Source organism: Arthrobacter sp. NPDC058127, from assembly GCF_042884555.1.
Classification (GTDB): domain Bacteria; phylum Actinomycetota; class Actinomycetes; order Actinomycetales; family Micrococcaceae; genus Arthrobacter.
The window spans coordinates 193,970-217,101 of sequence record NZ_JBHVTT010000001.1; the positions used below are offsets into that span (position 1 = coordinate 193,970).

The following is a 23,132-nucleotide window of genomic DNA, read 5'->3' on the forward strand; positions in this document are numbered from 1 at the left end:
CCCATGGAGTGGCAGACCGATATCCTCGGTGCGGACTTCGAAAGTTGCGCATTCGAGGCGGCCGGACCTGATGGAGTTGTCCGGCGCGCAACGCTGGTCCGCCATGTCCCGCGCCAAGGCGCGGACAGCCCCGGTGGTTTTCCCGCGCCGGCCAACCGTTCGGTCCTGTTCCTGCACGGATGGAGCGACTACTTTTTCAACGTCGCCCTGGCGGAGTTTTGGACGGGTCAAGGCTTCCATTTCTACGCGTTGGACATGCACAACCACGGCCGCAGCCTGCAAGCGGATAGGCCTGGCGGTTACGTCGAGCACCTGAACGACTACGACGCCGAAATCAGCAAAGCCATCGATATGATCCGTTCCGCGGACCAGCGTAGTCAGGAGCCCGGCTCGTTGACCCTCATGGGGCATTCCACCGGGGGCCTCGTGGCCGCGTTGTGGGTCAGTGGCCACCCCGGCTCGGTCCAGTACCTCGTCCTGAATAGCCCGTGGCTTGAAATGCATGGAAGTTCCATGGTCCGCCGTGCCGCGCAGACCATGGTGAAGCCCCTCGCACGGTTCCGGCCCACCACCATCCTGCGCTTGCCCGAACGCGGCTTCTATTTCCGCAGCATCAGCAGCTCGGCCGAAGGCGAATGGCTCGTCGACGAAAAATACCGCCCGCCTTTGGCCTTTCCCATGCGGGCCGGTTGGCTCAGTGCGGTCCTCAGCGGCCACACGAGGGTAGCCCGGGGGCTGAGAATAGATATCCCGATCCTGGTTTTGATTTCCGGAGCGAGCGCCAACGGCATGGTCTGGCAAGAGTCCATGCGGCACTCGGACGCCGTCCTGGACGTCAACACCATGGCAGTCCGGGCCATGACCCTTGGCCGGACCGTCACCCTGGAAAGGGTGGACGGCGGCCTCCACGATGTCTTCCTGTCGGCCGGCCCGGTGCGCGCCGATGCCTATGACAGGCTTGCGCGTTGGATTCACGGATACATCACCAACGGGCCACGGCCTGAACCTCCGGCGGACCGTGAGCTGGGACAAGCGGGGGAAACGCCATGACGACTGAACTCGGGGTGCCGGTCTGGCAACACGACTTCCTGGGCGGTGGATTCGAGGCCTTGGAGCTGGAACTTCCACCGGACGAGGAGGGTCCCGTCTGCGCCACCCTCGTCCGACACATCCGCCAGGTGGCCGCACCGTCAGTGCCGCACGGGCTCCTGGATGCCTTGACCGCATTCACTCGACGGCGACGCCGGCACGACGTTCCCGTCACCCAGGGGCCGCCGAGGGTGGTGCTGTACATCCACGGCTGGGCGGACTACTTCATGCAGACGGAGCTGGCCGAGTTTCTCGGCGCCTCAGGATTCCATTTCTATGCCCTTGACCTGCGCAAGTTCGGGCGGAGCCTGCGGCCCGGCCAGACTCCCGGCTACACCACCGACCTCACGGTCTATGACGAAGACCTTGACGCCGCCCTGCGTGCCATCCAGCAGGATGTTGCCGAGCTGACGGGTAGCGCGGAGGCACCCACCGTCCACCTCCTGGCCCACTCGCTCGGCGGCCTGATCGCGGCGTTGTGGGCTGACCGGAACCCCGGCCGCATTGCCACGCTGACGTTGAATTCGCCGTGGCTGGAGCTCCAGGGCAGCAGCCTGATCCGCAGCATGGCGATGCGTCTGGTGGAACCATTTGCGCGTACCGACCCCAAACGACCCTTTCGTTTCCCTGAGATGCCGGCCTACTGGGAAAGCGTGAGCAACCTGGCCCACGGCGAATGGACCCTCGATCCGGAATGGAGGCCCCGGGCTTCCTTCCCGATCCGTGCAGGGTGGACAAAGGCAGTCCTCGCGGGGCACGCCGCCGTCGAACGCAAACTCAATATCGACGCCCCGGTGCTCGTGCTGCTTTCCGGCCGGACCCGGATCCAGGCCGAATGGACCGCGGAGCTCATGCGCGTCGACGCCGTGATTGACGTAGAGCAGACGGCCCGCCGGGCGCTGGGCCTTGGCCGCCGGACAGCGGTATTCCGCTATCCGGGCGCCCTTCACGATGTATTCCTGTCAAGGCGTACCATCCGACAGCAGGCCTACCGGGACGTAGCTATCTGGTTGGCTTCCTACCCGGACTGAGCGGTTCGCAGCACGCTTGTGCTAATTCGGTACCGCGGTCAGCGGGGTGCCGCAGCGTCTACCGCGCCCCCGTAGCGGCGGTCCCGTTTGGCATAGATCTCGACGGCGTCCCACAAAGTCCGGCGGTCGACGTCGGGCCACAGCGTGTCCATGAAGACGAATTCCGCGTAGGCGGATTGCCACAAGAGGAAGTTCGAGAGCCGCTGCTCGCCGGAGCTTCGCAGGAACAGGTCCACATCCGGAAGGTCCGGTTCATCGAGGTACCTCTGGATGGTCTTCTCGGTGACGGAGCCGGGTTTCAGGCGGCCGTCAGCAACATCCTGGGCAATCGCGGCGACGGCATCGGCGATTTCGGCGCGGCCGCCGTAGTTGACACACATGGTCAAGGTGCAGGTGTCGTTGCCGCGCGTGTACTCCTCGGCGTCTTCCAGCTCCTTGATGACGGAGCCCCACAGCTTGGGCCTCCGTCCTGCCCAGCGGATCCGCACTCCCCATTCATCAAGCTGGTTGCGCTGCCGACGCAGCACATCCTTGTTAAATCCCATGAGGAAGCGCACTTCCTCAGGAGAACGGCGCCAGTTTTCGGTGGAGAAAGCGTAGACACTGACGTACTTGATGCCCAGTTCGATCGCGCCCGCCATCACATCCAGCAGGGCCGGCTCCCCCGCCTTGTGACCTTCGATGCGCGGGAGGCCTCGTTGGTTCGCCCAGCGGCCGTTGCCGTCCATGACGATGGCCACGTGCCGCGGTATCAGTTCTGCAGGGATGGCCGGCGGCCTGGCGCCCGAGGGATGGTGGTAGGGGGCCCTCACCGGGGTGGTCCGCGCCGTTGCCGTCTTCTTTTTTCCCAGTGCCACTTTCAGCTTCGCTCCACATGTTTGAGGGACTTCAATGCTCGTTCAAGATGCCATTGCAGGTAACTCGCCACCAATCCGGCGGCCTCGCGGCGGTGCAAGGACTCGGACATGTCGGCAACAGCCCAGTCCCCCGTCAGCAGCGCACCCAGTAAGACGACGGTCTCGGGTGCGGGTGCCGGCGAACCGGGCGGACGGCAGTCGTTGCAGATCATTCCACCCAAGGGAGCGGAGAAGGCTGAGTGCGGACCGCTCGCCCCGCAGCGGGCGCAATCCGTGAAACTGGGCGCCCAACCGCCGGTTGCCAACGCACGGAGCAGGTAGGAATCGAGGATGAGTTCCGGAGGATGGTCGGAACGGCTCAACGCGGCAAGAGCCCCGACAAGCAGGTTGTATTGGGCGGTTCCCGAATCGGCGTCGGCGTCTGTCAGTTTTTCTGCCGTTTCCGTCATGGCGGCAGCGACCGTGTAGCGGGAGTAATCGGCAGCAATCGAGCTCCCGTAGGCTCCTTTAGCGACGGCCTGGGTGACGATGTCCAGGGTGCGGCCGGAAACGAGTTGCAGGTCGGCCACCATGAACGGCTCCAGCCTGGCCCCGAACCGGCTACTGGTACGCCGTACGCCCTTGGCAACTGCCCTTACTTGTCCGTGGTGCTTTGTCAGCAAAGTGATGATGCGGTCCGCTTCGCCCAGCTTGTGGGTGCGCAGCACCACGGCATCGTCCCGATAGGAGCGCGCTGCAAACGACGAAGGATTGGCCACAGTTAATCTTCGCACCACGCCGGGCCTTCTCGGGTCCAGCGAAGCCGTGCGGCGCCGTGTTGACGGCGCCGCACGGCAAATGGCTACGCCCGGACGGCCCTGATGGCACGGTTGACGGCGGAGATGACTGCCTTGAGTGCCGCGGTGCTCGTGTTGGGGTCGATACCGACTCCCCAGAGGACCCGCTCGCCAACGGCGCATTCCACATAAGCCGCGGCGGTGGCGCTGCCACCTTCGGACAATGCATGTTCCGTGTAGTCCAGGACGCGGACGTCCACGCCGTCTTGGCGCAAGATGTCCAGCATGGCCGCGATCGGTCCGTTGCCCGTGCCGGTTCGCTGGACTACCGTGCCGTCAACACGCAGGGCCGCATGCAGGGTGAGCTCGCCGGACTCATCGGTTTCGGTGCGGATGGAACCCAGAGAGTAGCGACCCCACTGTCCATCCGCCGTGCTGGCCGGCAGGTACTCGTCCTGGAACATGGCCCACAGCTGGGCGCCGCTGACCTCGCCGCCCACGGTGTCGGTGCGGTGCTGGATGACGCCGGAGAATTCGATTTGTGCCCGGCGCGGCAGGTCCAGGCTGTGCTCGTTCTTGAGCAGGTACGCCACACCGCCCTTGCCGGACTGTGAATTGACGCGGATGACGGCCTCGTAGCTGCGGCCGAGGTCCTTGGGATCGATCGGCAGGTACGGAACCTGCCACGTGAAGTCGTCCACGGCCTTGCCGGCGGCGGCAGCGTCCTTTTCGAGGGCTTCGAAACCCTTCTTGATGGCGTCCTGGTGCGAACCGGAGAACGCTGTGAACACCAGATCGCCGCCGTAGGGGGAACGTTCGGGAACGGGCAGCTGGTTGCAGTACTCCACGGTCCGGCGGACTTCGTCGATGTCCGAGAAGTCGATCATCGGATCCACGCCTTGGACGAACATGTTCAGTCCCAAGGTGACAAGGTCCACGTTGCCGGTACGCTCGCCGTTGCCGAACAAGCAGCCTTCGATTCGGTCGGCGCCGGCCAGGTAGCCCAACTCCGCAGCGGCAACGCCCGTACCGCGATCGTTGTGCGGGTGGAGGGAAATGATGATGCCGTCGCGCGGATGCAGGTTACGGTGCATCCATTCGATGGAGTCGGCGTAGACATTGGGTGTGGCCATTTCCACGGTGGCGGGCAGGTTGATGATGACCTGCTTGTCCGCGGATGCTTCGAATACGTCTGCGATCGCGTTGCAGACACGCGCTGCGTACTCGAGCTCGGTTCCGGTGAAGGACTCCGGCGAGTACTCGTACGTGATGTGGGTGTCCGTGAGGGTTTCCTCGTACTTCTTGCACAAACGGGCACCCTGGAGGGCGATGTCCAGGATCCCGTCCTCGTCCTGGTTGAACACGACGCGGCGCTGCAGAACCGAGGTGGAGTTGTACAGGTGGACGATGGCCTGCTTGGCGCCCACGAGGGATTCGTAGGTGCGCTCAATCAGGTGCTCACGCGCCTGGGTCAGGACCTGGATGGAAACGTCATCCGGAATGTGGCCGCCTTCGATGAGCTGCCGCACGAAGTCGAAATCTGTTTGCGAAGCGGAGGGGAAGCCGACTTCGATTTCCTTGTAGCCCATCTTGACCAGCAGCTGGAACATTTTCAGCTTGCGTGCCGGACTCATAGGGTCGATCAGGGCCTGGTTGCCGTCACGGAGGTCCACGGCGCACCAGCGCGGAGCCTTGGTGATGACCTTGTCCGGCCAGGTGCGGTCCGGGAGCTCGACATTGATCTGGTCCTGGAAAGGCAGGTACCGGTGAATGGGCATTCCGGAGGGCTTTTGTGCGTTGCGCATGACTTTGGGCCTTTTCTCTTAATCTTGATGGAAGATTGGCCGGGCATAGCTAACTCCGCAGCGAGGGTTGGCCTAGCGAATGATCGCCTTCGAGGCCCCGCCGCGGCAGCTAAGGAGAAGCATTCCTGCACGCACCATTTCACAGTAACACGGGTGCGTATGATGACAATGCAATACCAGAAGCAACGTCCACTATGCAGACGCGGGAACGGTGGTGAGCCGGTTCCGCTCGTCGTCCGAAGGAGTTCTTGTGCCACAGTCGGGGATCACACTGTCCAACATCGATGAAAGCGTTAGGCCGCAGGACGACCTCTACCAGCACGTCAACGGGGCGTGGCTGAAGTCGACGGTCATCCCTGACGACCGCCCGCTTGAGGGAACGTTCACCGCGCTACGGGACGGCGCTGAACTCGCGGTCAAAGCGATCATCGAGGAGGCTGCCGCAAAGGGCGAGGATGCCAGCGGCATCGAACGCAAAGTAGGCGATCTCTACAACAGCTTCATGGACGAGGAAGCCACCGAGGCCAAGGGCATGGAGCCCATCCGGGCCCGGCTCGCCGAGGTCTTTGCCACAGCTTCGCCGGCCGAAGTGGTTGCCCTGACCGGGCGGCTGTTCCGCTCGGATGTTTCCGGCCTCTTCTCCATCTATCCTGCGCCCGACGCCGGGAACCCGGACCGGATCCTGTTGTACATCGGTCAGGGCGGCCTCGGCCTGCCCGACGAGTCCTACTACCGGGACGAGAAGTTCGAAGGAATTGTCAGCGCCTACGCGAAATACGTCGCCAAGCTCTTCGGCCTGGCAGGCATTCCCGACGCCGACGGTGCCGCCGATCGTGTTGTCGCCCTTGAAAAGGCGCTTGCCTCGCACCACTGGGACAACGTCACCCTGCGCGATCCGCAGAAGACCTACAACCTCAAGACCGCGGAGGAGGGCCGTGAGCTGTTCCCGTACCTTGACGCATGGTTCGATTCCGCCCGGGTTGAGGAAGACAAATTCACCGAGCTGGTGGTGAGCACTCCTGATTTCTTCACCGGCGCCTCCGCCCTTGTCGAGTCCGAGTCCCTTGGCACGTGGCAGGAGTGGCTGGCCCTGCGTGTCCTCAATGCCGCCGCCCCCTATCTTTCCTCGGCGTTCGTGGACGCAAACTTCGACTTCTATGGGACCACCCTGAGTGGCACTCCACAGAACAAGGACCGCTGGAAGCGCGGCGTCGCCGTCGTCGAAGCCGCCCTTGGCGAGGCGGTAGGCCAGATCTACGTGGAGCGCCACTTCCCCGAGGGGTACAAGGCCAGGATGCAGACGCTCGTCGCCAAACTGATCGAGGCTTATCGCGAGAGCATCACGGCGCTTGACTGGATGGGCGAGGACACCAAGGCCGAGGCGTTGAAAAAGCTTGAGGCCTTCCGGCCCAAGATTGGTTTCCCGGACAAGTGGATAGACTATTCCGCCGTCGACATCGACCCGGCCGATCTTCTGGGGAACGTCGAACGGGCCCACAACGCCGACGTCGACCGCCACCTCGATGAGGTCGGCAAGCCTGTCGATCTCGACAAGTGGCTCATGACCCCGCAGACCGTCAACGCGTATTACCACCCGATGTTGAACGAGATTGTCTTCCCTGCTGCGATCCTGCAACCACCCTTTTTCACGGCGGAGGCCGACGACGCAGTCAACTACGGAGGTATCGGCGCCATCATCGGCCATGAAATCGGCCACGGCTTCGACGACCAAGGCTCCCAGTTCGACGGAAGCGGTGCGCTGCGGAATTGGTGGAGCGAGGAAGACCGCAAGGCCTTCGAAGGACTTGCGGCGAAGCTCGTTGCCCAATTCGACGCCCTCGCCCCGTATGCCGCTCCGGAGCACAAGGTCAACGGGAAGCTCACGCTCGGCGAAAACATCGGCGATCTGGGCGGCCTGACCATCGCCTACAAGGCCTACCTCCTGAGCCTTGACGGTGCTGAACCCCCTGTTCTCGAAGGCCTTAGCGGCCAGCAGCGCTTCTTCATGTCCTGGGCTGCCGGTTGGCGCCAGGTCATCCGTCCCGAGGAAGCCATCCGTCGCGTCGCCACGGACCCGCATTCCCCCAACGAGTTCCGGACCAATGCCATCGCCAAGAACCTGGACTCGTTCCACGAGGCGTTCACGGTGGAAGCCGGGGATGGGATGTGGCTGTCGCCCGAGGACCGAGTCAGTATCTGGTAGGCAGCGGCAACTACCTAGCGACGAGTGCCGGGTTGACCGCCTGGCATTTCACGTCGCCCGCGGTCTGCTTGACGACGTTGGACGGTACGGAGGCCACTCCGTATTTGGTCCCGGAATCGAAGTCGCTGCCTATGTAGACCTGGACTCCGACCACGCCGTTGGATGCTTCTATTTGCGAGGCCGGGATCCCTAGGAGACTTGCGACATCCGGCGCGACGTCAGCGTAGCCGGGGCCGTAATAGACAACGGTCTTGGGCACAGCGGCCGCAAGGAAGTGTGCGGCTTTCGTGAATCCGCCGCCAACCAGGGCGGCGGCGATCTCCTGGCCGCGGGATGCGATGCCTGTTCCGTCGGCAACGGTCACTGGCTGAAGGGCCTTGTCATAGGCAGGAGCGGCGGGAGCGCTCGGCGTTGGCGCCGCGCTGTTGCTCGGGGCGCCCGACGCCGCAGGCGAGGGAGCGGCCGTAGCGCCCGGAGTGGTCAGGTCCAGGTTCGCGCGCATGGCGGCGAACAGCTGGGAGGCTTGCGGTTGAACCAATTCGAGCCGGTTGGGGTCGACGGCGGCGGGCTGGGTGGGAGCCGAGACGAAAGCGACCTTGGACAAGTCAACGTCCTTGAGGCGGCTCCCGATGGTCAGGAGCGACTGGACGGACGCCAGGCCTTCATCCACGGTCAGGTTCTTTGTCACGGCATCCGCGATGGACAGGAGGCTCTGCGGATTGCCCAACGTGCCGTCGGACTTGATCTTCCGGGTCAGCGAGGAGAGGAAACCCTGCTGCGCCTGGATGCGGCCGAGGTCGCTTCCATCGCCAAAACCGTGGCGCGTCCGGAGGAAGGCCAAGGCCTGCTCCCCCTGGACCTTCGAGGTTCCCTGGGGCAGCCGGAGCCCGGAGTCGGGGTCGTAGACAGCGTCGCTTACACACACGTCCACTCCGCCTACGGCGTTGGACAGCTCCTTGACGGCGTTGAAGTCGGCCATCATGAAGTGGTCGATTTGCAGTCCCGTTAGCTTGTTCACTGTGTCTACGGCGCAACCGATTCCGGCTTCTGCCATGGCCGAGTTGATCATGACGTTGGAATGGGGCTGATACACAGTGTTGGTTTTGGGATCAGTGCATGACGGGACATCCACCAGGAGGTCGCGGGGAAAGCTGGTGAGGCTCACCCTCTTGTTGTCCGCCGAAATGTCCAGCAGCATCATGACATCCGACTGGCCATAGCCAGTAGAGTCCTGCGTTGAACCGTATTGCGAGTTCTTCCCGTCCCTGGTGTCGGACCCGAGGATCAGGATCTGCAGGCGGTCCGTCGCATCGTTTGCTGCCGCCTCGGTCCTGGAAGCGCCTGCCGACAAAGGTGCTTTGCTGATGTTCGACTGCAAGCGGATGACCCAGTAAGCAGCGAAGGCGATACCGCCGACCAACAGCACCGACACCGTCACGGCAGTGACCTTGAGCCAGAGCGGGAGGCCCTTCGGAGCATTCATGTGGCGGGGGGTGCCGGGGGCTTCCCCGTGGCGTGCAGTGCCGCGCGCACCAACGGTGCCGGGCTCCTGAACGCGTGCATCGCGACGTCGCACTGCGCGCTCAACCTTTCCTCGGAAAATGGGATTCGGACCATTTTACGGGCCCAATCTGGGAAATTCCCCAGCGGCTAGAATCCCAGCTTCACGAGTTGCTTCGGATCGCGCTGCCAATCCTTGGCCACTTTCACGTGCAGGTCGAGGTAGATCTTGGTTCCCAAGAGGGCCTCGATCCCCTTGCGGGCGTTCGTTCCGACCTCGCGCAGCCGGCTTCCGGCCTTGCCGATGATGATGGCCTTCTGGGATGGGCGCTCGACGTACAGGTTGACGCGCACGTCGAGGAGCGGGTTGTCTTCGGAGCGTCCTTCGCGGGGCAGGATTTCCTCCACCACCACGGCCAGGGAGTGCGGAAGCTCGTCGCGAACCCCTTCCAGGGCTGCTTCCCGGATAAGTTCGGCGACCATGACGGCCTCCGGTTCATCGGTGAGTTCACCGTCCGGGTACAGAGGAGGAGAGGGCGGCATGTGGCCGATGAGGACGTCGGCGACGGTATTGACCTGGAAGCCATCGGTCGCCGAAACCGGAACGATATCGGCCCAGCCTTGTTCGCCGAGTACTTCGCGGCCCAAGGCGGCTACCGCCAGGAGCTGCTCGGTCAGGGCCTGCCGGTCCACCAGGTCGGTCTTGGTGACCAGGGCGATGATGGGCTTGCGTCCGACGGCGGCGAGCTGGGCCGCAATGTACTTGTCGCCCGGCCCGATCTTCTCGTTGGCGGGCAGGCAAAAGCCAATCGCGTCCACTTCCGAGAGGGTGTCCGCGACGAGATCGTTGAGCCTCTTACCAAGGAGGGTGCGGGGGCGGTGCAGGCCGGGGGTGTCCACGAGGATCAGCTGGGCGTCCTCCCGATGGACAATGCCGCGGATCGTGTGCCTCGTGGTCTGCGGCTTTGCCGAGGTAATGGCCACCTTCTGGCCGACCAAAGCGTTGGTGAGGGTGGACTTGCCGGCGTTGGGACGGCCCACAAGAACCGAGAATCCCGCGTGGAAGCCGCCGAAGTCCTGATCGGCGTCGAACTTCTTATTGTGCTTGCTCACGTGGAACTCCCTGTTGCGTTGTGTCGGCCTCGTCGAGAAGGTCTTCAAGGTCAGTGTCTTCTTTTGGAATGGCTGCCGCAATGATATGGCTGACCCGGTTTCGCCGGCCTTCCAGCCTATCGGCTTTCAAGGAGATCCCATCCACCTGCACCGCGCTGCCTACGATCGGCACCTTGCCCAGGGTCTTGGCCAGGAGGCCGCCCACGGTGTCCACTTCGTCGTCGTCGAGGTCAATGTCGAAAAGCTCGCCGAGGTCGTCGATGCTCATCCGTGAACTGACGCGGTACGTGCCGTCACCCAGGTCAGTGACCTCGGCATCATTGGAGTCGTACTCATCCACGATCTCCCCCACGATTTCCTCAATGAGGTCCTCCAGCGTCACGAGTCCTGCCGTGCCGCCGTATTCGTCAATGACGATGGCCACGTGAGTGGACTCTTGCTGGAGCTCACTCAGGAGGTCGCTGACAGGCTTCGATTCGGGAACGAATCGTGCCTCGCGGGCTATGGCATCGACGTCCTGGCGCGCCGATGGCTGTTCCGGGCGGTGCAGTGCTGCAGCAACGTCCTTCAAATAGAGAATGCCGCGGATCTGGTCGGCGTTCTCGCCGATGACGGGGATCCTTGAGTACCCGGAGCGCAGGAACAGGGCCATGGCCTGCTCCAGGCTGGATCCGGACTCGATGCTCACAATGTCCGTTCGAGGGACCATCACCGAGCGGACCAGGGTGTCGCCGAAGTCAAAGACAGACTGGATAAGTTCGGCCTCGCTGTCCTCGATCATGTCTGATTCCGTAGCCCTGTCGACGAGTTCACGGAATTCTTCCTCACTGAAGAACGCTTCGTCGCCGCTGGGCGCACCGGGAGCCACCGTGCTGCCGATCGCCACGAGCCAGCCGGGAATAGGACCGAGGATCCAGCACAGGAACCTGATGAGCGGGGCCGAGTAGCGAACCACCCCGCCTGAGTGGGCGCGTCCGAGTTGGCGGGGCGAGACACCCACCAAGACGAAACCAATGACGGCCATGATGCCGGTCGCCGCCAAACCGGCAAGCCAGACGTTCTCGAGGAGACTATGCATGACGACTGCGACTGCAACTGCTGCCGCCATCTCGAACCAGACCCGCCAGAACCGCAGCGCGCGAATGTGCGCAACAGGCTGGGCGAGGATACTGCGAAGCGAATTCCCCCGGCTCCTGACGATGGCTTGCTCCGCGTCGTGCCGCGGCAGGAAGGTGAAGGCAGCCTCAGCCGCGGTCAGCAGGGCGACGAAACTGAGGAACACCAACGCCATCCCGACCAGGATGAGCGAGGTCACAGCATTGTCTCCATGGGGGCGTCCTTGCCAAGGAACGCGGACAGCAGCTCACGCTGCAGGCCGAACATTTCTTCTTTTTCCTCCGGCTCGGCATGGTCGAAACCGAGCAGGTGAAGGATTCCGTGCGTGCAGAGCAGGAGCATTTCATCCTGTGTCGAATGACCGGCGTTGCGCGCTTGCACCTCGGCCACTTGCGGGCAGATGGCGATGTCGCCCAGCATGCCCTGCGGAGTCGGCTTCCCCGGCGTTCCCGGCGTCAACTCATCCATAGGAACAGACAGGACATCGGTGGCGCCGGGTTCGTCCATGAGCTCGATGTGGAGCTTTTCCATCGCAGCTTCATCCACCAGGAGGATGGAAAGTTCGGCTTGGGGGTGAATGTAGAGCCGCTCGAAGATGAAGCGTGAGAGCGTCACCAATTGTGCCTCGTCCACCTGGACGCCGGACTCGTTGTTGACCTCTATGCTCATCGGTGTTCTCCCCGTTTGTCATGGATGGGCGTGTGCTGGACACGCGCCCGGTGCTTTTCATCCCATTTGCTGTACGCGATCACGATGTCGGCGACCAACCGGTGCCTGACGACGTCGGACGCGTCCAGCATCGTAAAGTTCACGTCGTCGATCCCGCTGAGGATTTCCTGGACGATACGCAGCCCGGAGGTGGCACCGAAGGGCAGATCCACTTGGGTGATATCCCCCGTGACAACCATCTTGGAACCGAAGCCGAGCCGCGTCAGGAACATCTTCATCTGTTCCGCGGTGGTGTTCTGCGCCTCGTCAAGAATGATGAACGCGTCGTTGAGCGTGCGGCCGCGCATGTAAGCGAGCGGTGCTACCTCAATGGTCCCGGCGGCCATGAGCCGCGGGATCGATTCCGGGTCCATCATGTCGTGCAATGCGTCGTACAAAGGGCGCAGATACGGATCGATCTTGTCGCTCAGCGTCCCCGGCAGGAAGCCGAGGCGCTCTCCGGCTTCGACGGCCGGCCTCGTGAGGATGATACGGCTGACTTCCTTGAGCTGCAGGGCCTGAACAGCCTTGGCGACGGCCAGATAAGTTTTGCCCGTGCCCGCAGGGCCGATCCCGAAGATCACAGTGTTGTCGTCAATGGCGTCGACATAGTTTTTCTGGTTCAGCGTCTTGGGGCGTATGGTGCGCCCGCGGCTGGAAAGAATGTTGTGAGTCAGGACTTCCACGGGGTTTTGGAGCGATTGGCTGCGCAACAAGGAAACTAGCTGCTGGAGCACGTCCGGGGTGATGACCGTCCCCTTGCCGACCAGGCCGCGGACTTCCTCCAGAAGCCGCATGATCCGCGGGACATCGCTTGACGGTCCGCTGAAGGAGAGCTCGTTGCCGCGCACATGAAAGTCGACGCCGGGGAACTGGGCTTCGATGTAGCGCAGCGCCTCGTCATGGCTACCAAGGGTCTGAACCATCTGATCCGAGTTGTCGAAGATGACAACTTCCGTCCGGGCGCCCGGGACAGAGTGTGGGAACTCGGCCGGACCTGTCTCAACGCTGCCGGCCTTGGGCCGCCCGTTCAATGATTCTGTCATAGTGCTGGCCTCGCGGCCTGTGCTCCTCCGGCTTGGTGATGTCCATCGATTTCCTCCGATGTCCGTTTGCTGGATGGGCGCAGGATCGCGGGCCTCGGATTGCTTTCAATCCTACGCCAGCCAGTCTCCGCAGTCGTTCCAGGCCTGTGCCTGGCGGGGCTGCAGACGGCCGATTCGAACGCTTTGGTATCAACTCGGCATCGACCTCGTATCAATCGCATTGCAGTTCGCCGCCTGAGTATCGAAACGCCAGCCGACGCCCGCGGGACTATGACAAGCTGATTCATGGGCAAAAATGCCCTTGTACCCGGCCACCCGGGCGCACGACTCCACCCGCACCACAGCGGCCGAACACGAGCAGGAATCCACCATCACCAGGCCAGCCGGCATTTCACACGGCACACGCATCCGGAAAAGTTCCGCCATGCTTGCGACCGCCTTGACGGCTGCCTTGTTCCTGTCGGGTTGCATTGCCGATCGCACGGGACAGGGATCCACGACGCCGGTTCCCACCCCGACAGCCGCCCTGCAGGTGGCCCCGGACAGCAATGCTCCGCTCGAAACAACCCAGGCCTCAAACAAGATCCCCGTGTATTGGATCGGTCGAAGCGACACTGACACCTTCCTGTACCGCGAATTCCGTGACAACCCGGGCAACGAGAACCCCATCACCACGGCCTTGCGGATCATGATGTCCCAGAAGCCGTTGGATCACGATTTCTTCACGCCGTGGCAGAATCCGGGCAGCCTGGCGACCTCGATTTCCGGTAAGAACGTGGTCACGGTGGACGTATCCCGCGACGCGTTCAATTCCAATCTCGATGCCGGGATGGCTCAGCGGGCCGTCCAGCAACTCGTCTACACCGCGACCGCTGCGGCCGCGAGCTCCGGCCTGATCGATGCCGGACAGCAGATCAAAGTGACCATCTTGGTGGACGGGCACACGGACTACATGGCATTCGGACAAGTCAAACTGGGCGATCCCATGGTCCGCGACGCAACCATGGTGGCACCTGTGTGGATCATTGACCCGCAGGAGGATTTGACCTTGCCTGCCGGTCCGGTCAAGTTCAACGGGCGAAGCACGGACCCCTCGAAGAAACTGCATTGGCAGATCCTCCGCGAGAACTCAAATGGCGACAAGTCGTCCTACCTTGCCGGGCAGACAACCGCGTCGACCGTCCCGGGACAAGGCGGGGTATTCAGCCTCACCGTGGGGCTCGGAGCGGGCCGCTATGAATTGCGGGTTTCCTTGGTTGGCCCCGATGGCGCCGACGTCGCGACGGATACCCGTTCGTTCAACGTTCGCTGATCCGGCAGGCTTCCTACCAGCGCCCCAGAATGTCGCTGGCCAGCACGACGGCGGCGGGGCCCGCCGTCGACGAGCGAAGCACGTGGTGGCCCAAGAGTGCGGTGACGGCACCGACGTCGCTGAGCTTGGTCACTTCGCGCGGTGAAATGCCACCCTCGGGGCCGACGATGAGCAGGACTTCCAGTCCATCTCCGGCATCCGCGTTAGAAGCCTCGCCCTGCCACTTCTCCAGAACCTCACGCAACGGGCGTTTCGCGTCCTCGTGCAGGATGATCGCCAGATCGGCCGCGGCAACGGCCGCGGCCAAGCCCGAGCCGTCGACGGCGGCACGCACCTCGGGAATCCACGCGCGCCGCGCCTGCTTGGCGGCTGCTGTGGCGACGGATTGCCATTTGGCGTGGGCTTTGGCAGCCCGGTCACCCTTCCAACGGACGATGGAACGTTCCGCTTGCCAGGGCACGACGGCGTCGATCCCGAGTTCCGTTGCCGTTTCGACGGCAAGCTCGTCCCGGTCGCCTTTCGCGAGGGCCTGGACCAACACGAGCCGCACTGTCGGCTGGTGCTCCTCCTGGACGGTGGAGGCAAGGACTGTCAAGGTTCCCTGCCCGGATTCCGTCACGGTGCCCGTGAGCCGTTTACCGGCACCGTCGGCGATATCGACCGATTCGCCGATTTCAAGGCGCTTGACGGTGACAGCGTGCCTTGCTTCGGCGCCGTCGAGCACGAAAGCGTCACCAGGGCCGAGCCCGTCAAGCGTTCCGGCTGCTGTGAAGAATACGGGGTTGCTCACCGCTACAGGTTACCGAGCTTATCCCGCAGCTTCGCGAACATACCGCCACTGGCCACAAGCTTGCCTTCGGTGAACTGCTCTCCGCGCAACTTCGCCAGTTGGCGTAGCAAGTCTTCCTGTGCGGCGTCGAGCTTGCCGGGCGTCTCGACGTGCAGGTGCACCTTGAGGTCTCCCCTGCCGTAGCCGCGGAGGTGGGTGACGCCGAGCCCGCGCAGGGTGATGACTTCGCCGGATTGCGTGCCGGACTTGACGTCGATCTCCTGGGGGCCATCGAAAGTATCAAGCTGAAGCTCGGTACCCAATGCCGCGGCGGTCATGGGAACGCTCAGCGTTGCGTGAAGGTCGTCGCCTTCCCGTATGTAGGTGGAATCGCTGTTGACCCGGATCTCCACGTAGAGGTCACCGGGAGGTCCGCCGGCGGGACCTGCTTCGCCTTGCGACGATAGCTGGATGCGGGTTCCGGTAGCAACGCCGCCTGGCACCTTGACGGTCAGTGAACGGCGGCTGCGGATACGGCCTTGGCCGCTGCACTCATTACAAGGATCCTTGATGATCGAACCGAAACCTTCGCACGATCCACACGGTGCGGCCGTCATGACCTGGCCGAGAATCGAGCGCACAGCGCGCTGGACCTGGCCCGAGCCGCCACAGATGTCGCAGCGCTCGGGGTGGGTGCCCGGACGGCAGCATGAGCCCTCGCACGTGGGACAGATGACAGCGGTGTCCACCTCAAGCTTCTTGTTGACACCGAAGACGGCCTCGCGCAGGTCGATGCGGACACTGATCAGGGCGTCCTGCCCCCGGCGCATGCGTGATGCGGGGCCTTGCATTCCGCCACCTCCGCCACCGAAGAAGGTGTCGAAGATGTCCTGGAAGGCGAATCCCTGGCCCGCGTAGCCTCCGCCGAAACCGTTGTCGGTCCCGTTCTCGTTGCCGGTGGCGTCGTAGACGCGGCGCTTCTGGGGGTCGGAGAGGACCTCGTAAGCATGAGTTACGGCCTTGAATTCCTCGGCAGCGCCGGCACCTGGGTTCACATCGGGGTGCAGCTTTCGTGCGAGCTTGCGGTAGGCCTTCTTGATCTCCTCGCCGGTTGCTTCCGGCGAGACGCCCAGAACGTCATAGTGGCTGCTCAAAGTCGGTATCTCTTCCTTGTTTTACGGTTACACTGCGTTTCTTGTGCGGCGGTTTCCAGCCGAAGCCGTCAGCCGCCCAGAATGCGGGAAAGGTAGCGTGCGACGGCACGGACGGCCGCCATGGTGTTCGGATAGTCCATGCGGGTGGGTCCAAGAATCCCGATCTTGGCGCTGCTGCCCGGACCGTAGCCCGTGGCAACGACGGAAGCTTCGGAGAGCCCGTCATAGGGGTTTTCGCGCCCGATGCTCACCGTGACGCCCCGGGGGTCCTCCGCCATGTCCGACAACAGCCGCAACATGACCACCTGCTCCTCGAGCGCTTCGAGGACCGGACCGATGCTCAGCGGGAAGTCCACATTGGAGCGGGCCAGGTTTGCCGTGCCTGCCATGACCATGCGTTCGTCGCGGCTCCGCTCGGCAAGCCTTTCCAGGCCGAGGGCAAGGGCGCCGGCAAGGTTCCGGAGCGCCGGCGGGCACAAGGCAACCACCGAGGGCAGGACCTGCGGCATGAGGTCGAGCTGGGAGCCGGAAATACTCCCAAGGAATCGCCCGCGCAGGGCCATGAGCTCTTCGTCGGTGGCGTCCGCCGCTGCGTGCACAACGCCCTGTTCCACTTTGCCCGAATCGGCGATCAACACCACCAGGATCTGGCGCGGCGCCAAAAGGACAAACTCGATGTGCCGGACGCGCGCGCGGCTCAGGTGCGGATACTGTACGACGGCGACCTGGTTGGTCAGTTGGGAGAGGAGCCGGACGGTGCGCTCAAGGATGTCCTCGACGTCGTCGGGTCCCTCAAGCAACGAGTGGATGGCCCGGCGCTCGGCAGCCGAAAGCGGCTTGACCTCGGAAATACGGTCGACGAACAAGCGGTAACCCTTGTCCGTAGGGATGCGGCCCGCACTCGTGTGGGGCGCCGCAATGAGGCCTTCTTCTTCCAGGAGGGCCATGTCATTGCGGATGGTGGCGCTCGACACTCCCAAATGGTGCCGTTCGACCAAGGCTTTGGAGCCGACGGGCTCGCGGGAGTGAACGTAGTCCTCCACGATGGCGCGCAACACTTCAAGCTTGCGTGGTTCGCTCACTGCCCACCTCCGATCAACATTTCAACAGTTAGCACTCAACATGCCCAAGTGCTAACAAGTCTAGTATGAGCCACCTCGTTGTTAGCATTGGTACCGCTCGCGGCGAACATGATTCCCGCGCGGTCCTGCGGCATGCCACGGACCGTGACCGATCCCCTAGCGCAAAGTGGTGTGAAGACCGTGTCTTACGACAATTGGGGCCCGCAAGACCTCTCCTCGCCGGCCAAACGGCAACTGCCTGAAGTGCCCGTTGAACGCGGGATGGTTCTCGAGGACGTTCAGTCCGGTTGGGTCGGGGCCGTGACCAGGGTGGAGAAGTCCGGAGGCATGCACATTGTGGTGCTTGAGGACCGTCGGGGTAAGACCAAATCGTTCCGGCTCGGCTTCGGATTCCTGCTGGAGGGCCAAGCAGTGAAACTCCTGCCGCCAGCGCCACGCCCGGCCGCCAAGGGCGCGCCGCAAGCAGGTAGGACGGCATCAGGTTCCGTCCGCGTCGCCGGGCAGCGGGCCCAGGTCGCCAAGGCAAGCCGGATCTGGGTGGAAGGCAAGCACGACGCCGAACTCGTGGAAAAGGTGTGGGGAGACGATCTCCGGGTGGAGGGCATCGTCGTCGAGCCCTTGCACGGCGTGGACGATCTCAAGGCGGCCATTGCCGCGTTCTCCCCCGGGCCGGGCCGACGGCTCGGGATCCTCGTGGACCACTTGGTCCCGGATTCGAAGGAGTCGCGGATTGCTGCCGACGCCATGACGCTGCCGGGCGCCACGGGAAACGTCCTGATCGTCGGTCACCCCTATGTGGACGTCTGGCAGGCAATCCGGCCCAAAGTATTGGGGATCGAGCAATGGCCGACCGTCGCGCGGGGCACTGATTGGAAGACCGGCATCCTGAAGTCGTTCGGCTGGCCGCATGAGACGGCCGAAGACATCGGACTGGGGTGGCAAAAGCTTCTGGGCGCCGTCCACAGCTACGCCGATTTGGAAGCCTCTTTGCTGGGTCGCGTGGAGGAAGTCATCGATTTCCTGACCGTTCCCTGATGATTACCTGCCTCGGGCACGGTGGTTGGTCGGCTGATCGCGTGCCGAGCAAGTATTCTGGGACAGCAACACTGCACCGATAGATACTCGAAGGAAGAAACTGTGGCAGACAACGCTCCTGACGATCGGGACGGCGCCTCGGGCCAGTCCCAGTACCACGGCGTTCCTGCCAACGCGCTGCCCTTGACCGCCTCGGAAGACCGGCAGTGGGCAACCCTGGCGCACTTCGGAGGGATCCTCGGCTGCGTGCCGTCGCTCCTGATCTACTTGATCTTCCGCGAACGTGGCCCGTTCACGGCCCAGGAATCCAAGGAGGCGCTGAACTTCACGTTGCCCCCGACGATTGCCGCAGTGCTCGCCAACATCCTGGTCTTGCTCCCGGTGGTGGGAAACCTGTTCGCTGTCCTTGCCACGGGAATCTGGGTCGCAGTGACCTGCTTCTCGGTGTCGGCCGGAATCCGCGTGAACCACGGACAGCCGCACCGCTACCGCTTCAACCTGCGCTGGATCAAGTAGCGGGTCTTCGCGATCCCTGTGCCGGTTCCCGCGCCGGACGTTAGTCCGGAAGGATCCGGCGGACCACGGCATCCGCGAGTAGCCGGCCCTTGAGTGTCAGGACCAGCCGTCCTTGGAAGGCTGCTCCAGGCTCAACCAGGCCGTCCGCGATGAGGCCCGCGACGGCGTGGCGACCCACCTTGTCGAGGGCATCGACCTGCAGCCCGGTGCCGAGGCGCGCCTCCAGCATGATGCGTTCCACTTCCCGGGTTCCGGCGTCGAGCGTTTCGCGTCCAGCGGCCGGCGAGACCCCGCTACCGAGCCTGTTGGCATAGGCGGTGGGGTGTTTGACGTTCCACCAGCGGACGCCGCCCATGTGGGAATGCGCGCCGGGTCCGATCCCCCACCAATCGTCCCCCCGCCAGTAGGCAAGGTTGTGTTTGCACGCCTGTTCCGGTGTGCGGGACCAATTGCTGACTTCATACCAGTCCAGCCCGGCGGCGCTGATCAGCTGATCGGCGAGTTCGTACTTGGCGGCGTGGTCGTCGTCGTCGATCCCGGGCACTTCTCCGCGCCGGATCTGTGCCGCGAGCTTGGTGCCTTCTTCCACGATCAGCGCGTAGGCACTGATGTGGTCCGGACCGTAGGACAAAGCAGTCTCCAAGGACGTTTGCCAATCAGCCATGGACTCGCCCGGAGTGCCGTAGATGAGGTCGAGGCTCACGGCAAGGCCGGCGTCGCGCGCCCACTGGACAACCAAGGGAACCCGGCTGGGTGTGTGCGTACGGTCCAGGACTTTGAGCACGTGCGGGACCGCCGACTGCATGCCGAAGGAAATCCGGGTGAAGCCGGCGTCGGCGAGCAGTTGGAGGGATTCCGGCGTCACGGAGTCCGGATTCGCTTCAGTGGTGACTTCGGCTCCCGCTTCCAGTCCCCAGTGCCCGACGGCGGCCGTCAGGATGCGTGCGAGATCTTCAGCAGGCAGCAGGGTCGGTGTGCCGCCGCCGAAGAACACTGTGCTCAGGGGCCGCTGAGGCAGCCCTGAGGCTTCCATGGCCCGGACGGCGAACTCCACTTCCGAAATGGCAGTGGACGCGTAGGCGTCCTGGGAGGCGCCGCCACCAAGCTCGGTGGCAGTGTAGGTGTTGAAATCGCAGTATCCGCAACGCACGGCGCAGAAGGGTATGTGGACGTACAGTCCGAACTTGCGTGAATCGACGCCGTCGAGCACCTGCGGAGGCAAGAGGCCGTCCGCAGGTGCCGGATCCCCGAGGGGAAGAACGCTAGGCACGGAATTCCCTCCGGGCCCGTCCTGTGCGCGTCGCTCCAGGGTGAGCCTGTCCCGCAGCGTTCCGGGCGAAAAGCCGCATTACTTCTTGGCCTTGTCCTTGGATTCGTCGGTGGTCAGGGCGGCGATGAACGCTTCCTGTGGAACTTCCACGCGGCCCACCATCTTCATGCGCTTCTTGCCTTCCTTCTGCTTTTCCAGAAGTTTGCGCTTACGGGTGATGTCACCGCCGTAGCACTTGGCAAGGACGTCCTTGCGGATGGCGCGGATGCTCTCGCGGGCAATGATCCGCGAGCCGATAGCGGCCTGGATGGGCACCTCGAACTGCTGGCGGGGAATGAGCTCGCGCAGCTTGCCAGTCATCATGACCCCGTAGGCGTAGGCCTTGTCACGGTGGGTGATGGCGCTGAAAGCGTCAACCTGCTCACCCTGGAGCATGATGTCCACCTTGACCAGGTCGGCGACCTGCTCGCCGTCGGCCTTCCAGTCCAGCGAACCGTAGCCTCGGGTCTTGGACTTGAGGATGTCGAAGAAGTCGAAGACGATTTCGGCCAGCGGCAAGCGGTAGCGGATTTCCACCCGGTCTTCGGAGAGGTAGTCCATGCCGCCCATGACGCCGCGGCGGCTCTGGCAGAGCTCCATGATGGCACCCACAAACTCATTGGGCGCCAGGATGGTGGCCGACACCATCGGCTCGCGGACCTCGGCGATCTTGCCCGTGGGGTACTCGCTGGGGTTGGTGACGTGGATAACCCGCTTGTCCTCCAGCGTGACCTCGTACTCAACGTTGGGAGCGGTGGAAATGAGGTCGAGGTTGTACTCGCGTTCGAGGCGCTCACGGGTGATTTCCAGGTGCAACAGGCCGAGGAAGCCCACACGGAAACCGAAGCCCAGGGCGGCAGACGTCTCGGGTTCGTAGACGAGCGCTGCGTCGTTGAGCATCAGCTTCTCGAGGGCATCGCGGAGCACGGGATAGTCGGTGCCATCCAAGGGATACAGGCCGGAGAAGACCATGGGCTTGGCATCGGCGTAACCGGCGAGGGACTCCGCCGCGGGCTTGGCCAGGTTGGTAACAGTGTCGCCGACCTTCGACTGGCGGACGTCCTTCACGCCGGTGATCAGGTAGCCTACCTCGCCGACGCCGAGCCCCTTGGAGGGAGTGGGTTCCGGAGAGCTGACACCGATTTCCAGGAGCTCGTGGGTGGCGCGGGTGGACATCATCTGGATCCGCTCGCGTGGGTGCAGCATGCCGTCCACGACACGGACATAGGTGACCACGCCGCGGTAGGTGTCATACACGGAGTCGAAGATCATGGCGCGGGCCGGAGCGTCCGGGTCGCCGACAGGGGCTGGAAGATCGCGGACGATCTTGTCCAGGAGGGCCTCCACGCCGACGCCGGTCTTGCCGGACACGCGCAGCACGTCCTCGGGATCGCCGCCGATCAGGTTGGCGAGTTCCGCCGCATACTTTTCGGGCTGGGCGGCCGGGAGGTCGATCTTGTTGAGCACCGGAATGATTGTCAGGTTGTTTTCCATCGCCAGGTAGAGGTTGGCGAGGGTCTGGGCCTCGATGCCTTGCGCCGCGTCCACCAACAGGACCGCACCTTCACAGGCCGCGAGGGAACGGGAAACCTCATAGGTGAAGTCAACGTGGCCAGGGGTATCGATCATGTTCAGGGCGTAGCTGGTGCCGTCAAGTTCCCAAGGCATGCGGACAGCCTGGGACTTGATGGTGATGCCACGTTCGCGTTCGATATCCATGCGGTCCAGATACTGGGCCTTCATGTCGCGGGACTTAACGACGCCGGTGTACTGCAACATGCGGTCGGCCAAGGTGGATTTACCGTGGTCGATGTGGGCGATGATGCAGAAGTTCCGGATGATGGCCGGATCTGTCGCGGCGGGCACCGGTGCGGTGCGGGCCATGGGAGACACGCAGGGTCCTTACTGTCGATACTCACACGGCCGGACTCCGGACTGGCCTGGACCATTCCGGCCGATGCCGCATATCTGAACTAATAGTCTCCCATGAACACGACGCCGCTTGTGCACTGTGATCGGGCGCCGTCGCAATGTGGGAGACGCATGGTGAGCAACTTGATGCGCGACGCGGCATGGCAATGGAAAGTACGGTGGAGCCATGGCATCGGACACACATTTGCTTGGCAGACTCCTCAAAGGCTCCTTGGGCTACCTTCGACGGATCATCGGAGCCCCGGCTGGCGCACCCGCTCGCCCATCCCCGAAAGCCGGGGCCGCGGCGACAGCGAGCCGGACACGAAGCGCAAGCACCGGCGTCGGGCAGCTTTCACGCCCCTATCCGGGCGACTTCAGGGGCGCCGTGTCTCCGCGGTACGCCCCCAACCCCGACGGCAAACCGGACCCCGGAGAAATCGTGTGGTCCTGGGTCCCTTACGAAGAGGATTATTCCCAAGGTAAGGACCGGCCGGTCCTGTTGATTGGGCACGACGGCGGGTGGCTGCTGGGGCTGATGCTGACCAGCAAAGACCACGACAACGGGCTCCATTCAGACGACTACATCGACATCGGGACCGGCGCCTGGGACCCCCAAGGCCGGCCCAGTGAGGTCAAGGTAGACCGGGTAGTTCGCGTCAGTCCGGCGGACGTCCGGCGCGAGGGTGCCGTCCTCGACAAACGCACTTTCCAACTAGTGGCGCGTCGGCTCAACGGGCGACACGATCCGGCATAGACCCGAAATCCCCGGAAAAGCGCCGAGTCTGATAATATTTATG

The 23,132-nt window shown here is 63.5% G+C and carries 20 protein-coding genes; 7 read left to right on the plus strand and 13 right to left on the minus strand.

Annotation, left to right across the window (positions count from 1 at the left end):
* The first annotated feature begins 3 nt into the window (after positions 1-3).
* Positions 4-1,050: an alpha/beta hydrolase gene (locus ACFVTG_RS00980; protein WP_390277317.1), complete on the plus strand. Its 1,047-nt coding sequence runs from the start codon at positions 4-6 to the stop codon at positions 1,048-1,050.
* Complete coding sequence (locus ACFVTG_RS00985; protein ID WP_390277319.1) at positions 1,047-2,120, plus strand: alpha/beta hydrolase; 1,074 nt, start codon at positions 1,047-1,049, stop codon at positions 2,118-2,120. The genes ACFVTG_RS00980 and ACFVTG_RS00985 overlap by 4 nt, the downstream gene beginning before the upstream one ends.
* Before the next feature lie 38 nt (positions 2,121-2,158).
* On the opposite strand, the gene ACFVTG_RS00990 is transcribed toward ACFVTG_RS00985, so the two are convergent.
* The 3 genes from ACFVTG_RS00990 to leuA form a co-directional block, all read right to left on the minus strand.
* On the minus strand, positions 2,159-2,977 hold the full coding sequence (locus ACFVTG_RS00990) for an isoprenyl transferase (RefSeq protein WP_390277321.1): 819 nt from the start codon (positions 2,975-2,977) through the stop codon (positions 2,159-2,161).
* A gap of 2 nt (positions 2,978-2,979) precedes the next feature.
* Positions 2,980-3,750: a DNA repair protein RecO gene (recO, locus tag ACFVTG_RS00995; protein ID WP_284752254.1), complete on the minus strand. Its 771-nt coding sequence runs from the start codon at positions 3,748-3,750 to the stop codon at positions 2,980-2,982.
* Between the two features lie 68 nt (positions 3,751-3,818).
* Positions 3,819-5,558 (minus strand): 2-isopropylmalate synthase, encoded by a 1,740-nt coding sequence (gene leuA / locus ACFVTG_RS01000; protein WP_390277323.1) that lies wholly within the window; start codon positions 5,556-5,558, stop codon positions 3,819-3,821.
* A 250-nt stretch (positions 5,559-5,808) separates the two neighbouring features.
* Between leuA and ACFVTG_RS01005 the strand changes: the two genes are divergently transcribed.
* Positions 5,809-7,761, plus strand: coding sequence for a M13-type metalloendopeptidase (locus ACFVTG_RS01005; protein WP_284752233.1), 1,953 nt, complete (start codon positions 5,809-5,811; stop codon positions 7,759-7,761).
* A 10-nt stretch (positions 7,762-7,771) separates the two neighbouring features.
* Here ACFVTG_RS01005 and ACFVTG_RS01010 read toward each other — a convergent pair whose 3' ends face one another.
* The 5 genes from ACFVTG_RS01010 to ACFVTG_RS01030 all read right to left on the minus strand — a co-directional run bounded on the left by ACFVTG_RS01010 (position 7,772) and on the right by ACFVTG_RS01030 (position 13,244).
* Positions 7,772-9,337, minus strand: coding sequence for an LCP family protein (locus ACFVTG_RS01010; protein ID WP_390277325.1), 1,566 nt, complete (start codon positions 9,335-9,337; stop codon positions 7,772-7,774).
* Positions 9,338-9,411: 74 nt separating this feature from the next.
* Positions 9,412-10,374, minus strand: coding sequence for a GTPase Era (era, locus tag ACFVTG_RS01015; RefSeq protein WP_284752235.1), 963 nt, complete (start codon positions 10,372-10,374; stop codon positions 9,412-9,414).
* The gene (locus ACFVTG_RS01020; RefSeq protein WP_284752236.1) at positions 10,358-11,689 is read right to left on the minus strand and encodes a hemolysin family protein; all 1,332 of its coding nucleotides are present in this window, start codon (positions 11,687-11,689) and stop codon (positions 10,358-10,360) included. The genes era and ACFVTG_RS01020 overlap by 17 nt, the downstream gene beginning before the upstream one ends.
* Entirely contained in the window at positions 11,686-12,159 is a 474-nt protein-coding gene (gene ybeY, locus ACFVTG_RS01025) for an rRNA maturation RNase YbeY (protein ID WP_390277328.1), read from the minus strand. The genes ACFVTG_RS01020 and ybeY overlap by 4 nt, the downstream gene beginning before the upstream one ends.
* Positions 12,156-13,244 carry a PhoH family protein gene (locus ACFVTG_RS01030; protein WP_284752238.1) on the minus strand — a complete coding sequence of 363 codons (1,089 nt, stop codon included), beginning with the start codon at positions 13,242-13,244 and terminating at the stop codon, positions 12,156-12,158. Before ACFVTG_RS01030 ends, ybeY begins: the two co-directional genes overlap by 4 nt.
* A gap of 295 nt (positions 13,245-13,539) precedes the next feature.
* On the opposite strand from ACFVTG_RS01030, the gene ACFVTG_RS01035 reads away from it, so the two are divergent.
* The gene (locus tag ACFVTG_RS01035) at positions 13,540-14,556 is read left to right on the plus strand and encodes a GerMN domain-containing protein (protein ID WP_350225137.1); all 1,017 of its coding nucleotides are present in this window, start codon (positions 13,540-13,542) and stop codon (positions 14,554-14,556) included.
* A 13-nt stretch (positions 14,557-14,569) separates the two neighbouring features.
* Here the strand turns inward: ACFVTG_RS01035 and ACFVTG_RS01040 are convergent, their stop codons facing one another.
* The 3 genes from ACFVTG_RS01040 to hrcA form a co-directional block, all read right to left on the minus strand.
* The gene (locus ACFVTG_RS01040; protein ID WP_284752239.1) at positions 14,570-15,346 is read right to left on the minus strand and encodes a 16S rRNA (uracil(1498)-N(3))-methyltransferase; all 777 of its coding nucleotides are present in this window, start codon (positions 15,344-15,346) and stop codon (positions 14,570-14,572) included.
* Between the two features lie 2 nt (positions 15,347-15,348).
* Positions 15,349-16,479, minus strand: coding sequence for a molecular chaperone DnaJ (gene dnaJ, locus ACFVTG_RS01045; protein ID WP_284752240.1), 1,131 nt, complete (start codon positions 16,477-16,479; stop codon positions 15,349-15,351).
* Between the two features lie 68 nt (positions 16,480-16,547).
* Positions 16,548-17,561, minus strand: coding sequence for a heat-inducible transcriptional repressor HrcA (hrcA, locus tag ACFVTG_RS01050; protein WP_284752241.1), 1,014 nt, complete (start codon positions 17,559-17,561; stop codon positions 16,548-16,550).
* Between the two features lie 180 nt (positions 17,562-17,741).
* On the opposite strand from hrcA, the gene ACFVTG_RS01055 reads away from it, so the two are divergent.
* Positions 17,742-18,596, plus strand: coding sequence for a DUF3097 domain-containing protein (locus tag ACFVTG_RS01055; protein WP_284752242.1), 855 nt, complete (start codon positions 17,742-17,744; stop codon positions 18,594-18,596).
* Positions 18,597-18,698: 102 nt separating this feature from the next.
* Positions 18,699-19,112: a DUF4870 domain-containing protein gene (locus ACFVTG_RS01060; RefSeq protein WP_284752243.1), complete on the plus strand. Its 414-nt coding sequence runs from the start codon at positions 18,699-18,701 to the stop codon at positions 19,110-19,112.
* Between the two features lie 40 nt (positions 19,113-19,152).
* Here the strand turns inward: ACFVTG_RS01060 and hemW are convergent, their stop codons facing one another.
* Both hemW and lepA read right to left on the minus strand, forming a co-directional pair.
* Positions 19,153-20,382, minus strand: coding sequence for a radical SAM family heme chaperone HemW (gene hemW / locus ACFVTG_RS01065; protein WP_390277332.1), 1,230 nt, complete (start codon positions 20,380-20,382; stop codon positions 19,153-19,155).
* A gap of 78 nt (positions 20,383-20,460) precedes the next feature.
* A complete protein-coding gene (gene lepA / locus ACFVTG_RS01070; RefSeq protein WP_390277334.1) occupies positions 20,461-22,314 on the minus strand; it encodes a translation elongation factor 4 in 1,854 nt (617 codons plus the stop codon).
* 205 nt (positions 22,315-22,519) lie between these two features.
* Between lepA and ACFVTG_RS01075 the strand changes: the two genes are divergently transcribed.
* Positions 22,520-23,089 carry a type II toxin-antitoxin system PemK/MazF family toxin gene (locus ACFVTG_RS01075; protein WP_390277337.1) on the plus strand — a complete coding sequence of 190 codons (570 nt, stop codon included), beginning with the start codon at positions 22,520-22,522 and terminating at the stop codon, positions 23,087-23,089.
* The last annotated feature ends 43 nt before the right edge of the window (positions 23,090-23,132 follow it).

What these genes read in the sequence shown, in the direction of transcription:
- ACFVTG_RS01035 (WP_350225137.1), top strand. Translation starts at nt 13,540, where the DNA reads ATGCCCTTGTACCCGGCCACCCGGGCGCACGACTCCACCCGCACCACA.
- ybeY (WP_390277328.1), bottom strand. Translation starts at nt 12,159, where the DNA reads ATGAGCATAGAGGTCAACAACGAGTCCGGCGTCCAGGTGGACGAGGCA.
- ACFVTG_RS01030 (WP_284752238.1), bottom strand. Translation starts at nt 13,244, where the DNA reads ATGACAGAATCATTGAACGGGCGGCCCAAGGCCGGCAGCGTTGAGACA.
- leuA (WP_390277323.1), bottom strand. Translation starts at nt 5,558, where the DNA reads ATGCGCAACGCACAAAAGCCCTCCGGAATGCCCATTCACCGGTACCTG.
- ACFVTG_RS00985 (WP_390277319.1), top strand. Translation starts at nt 1,047, where the DNA reads ATGACGACTGAACTCGGGGTGCCGGTCTGGCAACACGACTTCCTGGGC.
- ACFVTG_RS01075 (WP_390277337.1), top strand. Translation starts at nt 22,520, where the DNA reads ATGGCATCGGACACACATTTGCTTGGCAGACTCCTCAAAGGCTCCTTG.
- ACFVTG_RS00980 (WP_390277317.1), top strand. Translation starts at nt 4, where the DNA reads ATGGAGTGGCAGACCGATATCCTCGGTGCGGACTTCGAAAGTTGCGCA.